Annotated in this window: 3 protein-coding genes; 2 read left to right on the top strand and 1 reads right to left on the bottom strand. The window is 33.0% G+C overall.

What is annotated here, in order from left to right; all coding sequences use genetic code 11:
* Together ACKI2P_RS07095 and ACKI2P_RS07090 are read left to right on the top strand one after the other, a co-directional pair.
* Positions 1 to 895: MATE family efflux transporter (locus tag ACKI2P_RS07095; RefSeq protein WP_407376325.1), on the top strand; the 895-nt coding region annotated here is incomplete at its 5' end.
* 429 nt (positions 896 to 1,324) lie between these two features.
* The gene (locus tag ACKI2P_RS07090) at positions 1,325 to 1,927 is read left to right on the top strand and encodes a hypothetical protein (protein ID WP_407376323.1); all 603 of its coding nucleotides are present in this window, start codon (positions 1,325 to 1,327) and stop codon (positions 1,925 to 1,927) included.
* A gap of 137 nt (positions 1,928 to 2,064) precedes the next feature.
* On the opposite strand, the gene ACKI2P_RS07085 is transcribed toward ACKI2P_RS07090, so the two are convergent.
* Positions 2,065 to 2,757 carry a hypothetical protein gene (locus tag ACKI2P_RS07085; RefSeq protein ID WP_407376321.1) on the bottom strand — a complete coding sequence of 231 codons (693 nt, stop codon included), beginning with the start codon at positions 2,755 to 2,757 and terminating at the stop codon, positions 2,065 to 2,067.
* Positions 2,758 to 2,965 lie beyond the last annotated feature (208 nt).

Genomic DNA, 2,965 nt, shown 5'->3' with positions numbered 1-2,965 from the left:
GAGTTCACCTATCAAGGGTTACGGTAGGGCATTGATGAGTGTTACAGGACATTTGTTCGGTGCGCATGAATTCGATGAATTGAATGAAATGTATAAATACGCGCTTAAAGTGTCTTTTATAACTACGGTTGTTGTGATGACAGCATTCATAATTCTGCGTGAGTATGCATTCAGCTTCTTTTCCATTACCGGAATGCAAACCGAAATATTCTGGATAGCAATTCTGGGAACAGTTATACTGCTTTCAATTCCATTTTCCATTATCTCTTCAAAAATGCTTGACGGTTTTGGAAAAAGTATGTATTCACTGTTATTTACAATTCTAAAAATTGTAATAGAAACCGCTTTAATATATGTATTGAATATCATGCTGGCCAACGGCAGCTGTGTCCTGATTGGAATAACAGTTACTGAGATAATATTCGCAATTGTATATTATCTGTTCTTAAGATATCTCTTCAAGAATTTCGACAGAAAATACGAAAATAAGGAGGTCGTCAGGACTTTCAAATCCGAAAATGAAATTGAATCTTTTAAAGAAAGTGAAAATGATGGAATACTGAAAAACAAGGCCCTTAAAAAAATACTGTCATATGTAGCGTTAGCGGTTATGACAATTGGCGTAATAGCTATTGTACTTTCACCTATTTCGATTAATGATTATCCGATATTTTTAAGCGGAGTAGGCTGTTTGATTTTCTGTACAATCAGTATATACCTGATAACAAAATTAAATCGGCCTGTAGTTTCCTTATTAGGATTTATGATCACTACTGCCGTACTCTTCGTATTTATGCATTATTACGGCAATGAATCCATTCTTTGGTTTATCATTGCTGAGATTTTAATAGTGTTAATCATAATTCTAATGAATCGGATGTGGGAAGACAAATAAAGCATCAACTGCCTCAACTCCAGCTGGTGGAAGTTGAGGTCTTTTAAGTTAATTAACACTTTTTTTATTTTTTAAGACGTCTGGACACTTATATGTAAAAATACGGCGAGAAAGGAGTAAATATAGGAAATTTTTACAAAAGGTAACTGTATAAAAATAAAATTTTAAGAAATAATAAGTTGTTTTTAGTAAAATCAGTTAAGTCAATGTCTACAGCATGCAAAGCATGCTCAAACAAGTAGACATTGATAAATCCAATCATCAAATTTTAGAATTTAAGTATCCAAAATTTGGATTTTAAACTTCAATTGCTATTATGGAACGGATTATATTTAAGTCTTGTCTTTTTTTAATTTCTTTTCCAATATTGTGTAGAAATTATTATATACCTAGCTAATATAATATAAATTATATTAAGGATGTGATAATGTGGATAACAAAAACATAATCATTATATTGGTAGTAATAATTGTTGTTCTCGCAGCAGCAATAGGATTTGCTATGTTCAATCCAATGCATGCAAAAGAACCTACTAAATTAAAAATTACAAGCGATAAAGAACAATATGAGGGTGGGGAATTATCTCTGCAGCTGACAGATTTAAACAAAACTCCACTATCAAAAGAAATAGTTAACATTACAATAACTAACAGCAAAGGCAAAGTTGTTGTTGATGATGTTGTAAAGACAAATTCCAAAGGTAAGGCAAAAATGGATTTAGATTTAAAGAAAGGTAAGTATAATGTTACTGTAAGCTATGGCGGGAATGAAAACTACACCACAAACAATACTACTCAAATATTAACCATTAAAGAAGAAGTTGTTGAAGCTACTCCTTCATCCAGTCAAACAACTGCGGACTATTCAAATTCTGGCGGATCACAGCATGTGGATTACAATAGCCGCAATAGTGAGTATTTCAAATCTGATGCTGATGGCAGTTACCATAAAATGGAAGAAGGCGGGCACTATGTTTACGCACAGGATGCTGTAACTGGAGAATGGAGTTACTGGGCAGATAAAAGTTATTAATTTGAGGATGCTTATTGCACCTCTTTAAACTATTTTTCTTTTAGTATTGATGCATTTCAAATCAGGTTTTAAAATTTTAAAAAAATAGTGGGGGAACAAATAATTCATTTAAGAATAATTGCTCCTATATTCTTTTTTTAGTTATCAACCACATTTCCTGCATCATCATAGCCTGGTTCATCCATATCGATGTATCCGTTGCCTCCAACGTGATAATCCACATCACCATATTTGTTTTCCATATACTTGTCAACTTCACTTTGACTGTACATAGGAGTTCCGTCAGATTTGTATGCATAGGCTGAAGGCTGTGATGAACTGGTATCGGTTGTACTTGTGTCACTTTGTGTTGTGGCAGTACTTGTTTTTCCCCAAATGATGCTGTCAATAATGTGGCTTACGATACCTTTGTTTTTGCTTATGACTATTATGTTGTCATGGGTTTCGTTGTTTCCAATAAATACGGCATTGCAATCCCCATCCAGGCTGCATCCTTCGACTCTAGGATTATTCAGAGTAATGTTTCCGCTGGATTGAGTTCCAAATATCGGATTTTTTATTGTGGCAAATGCCATAATCGCAGCAAGACCCTTGTCAGCGCTGTTGAACATTACAATTATGGTATTGTCATTTTCCATAACAACCACGCCTGTTTCTGAGTTGTTGGATTTGACTGACATGTCATTAGGTATTTGAATGGCTGTTCCACTTTCAGGAATGTTCATGGAAACATACTCGGTATGGTCAATGAAGAACATATATCCGATTCCACAGCATAGAATGGCAATTACTGCGACCAATATGCCAATAATCAAATAATTCTTATTCATTTATATTTATCTCCATTATTTTTAAAAACAAATCATGATTATATTACTATAATCACATATTATACTATTTATTGAAACTTCTATAAAAATAATTCAAAAATGTGTTGGTGGACAATAGATTTGACAAAGAAATATTAAATTAGAATTTGTATGACAATATCAATGTAATTGATGAAAAAGGACCATTTAAAGTAATTGAATATGAAAG

Source organism: Methanobrevibacter sp. (assembly GCF_045541095.1).
GTDB lineage: Archaea > Methanobacteriota > Methanobacteria > Methanobacteriales > Methanobacteriaceae > Methanocatella.
This window is presented reverse-complemented; position numbering and strand designations above follow the sequence as displayed.

Coding starts and splice junctions, on each gene's coding strand:
- ACKI2P_RS07085 (WP_407376321.1), bottom strand. CDS start 2,757: ATGAATAAGAATTATTTGATTATTGGCATATTGGTCGCAGTAATTGCC.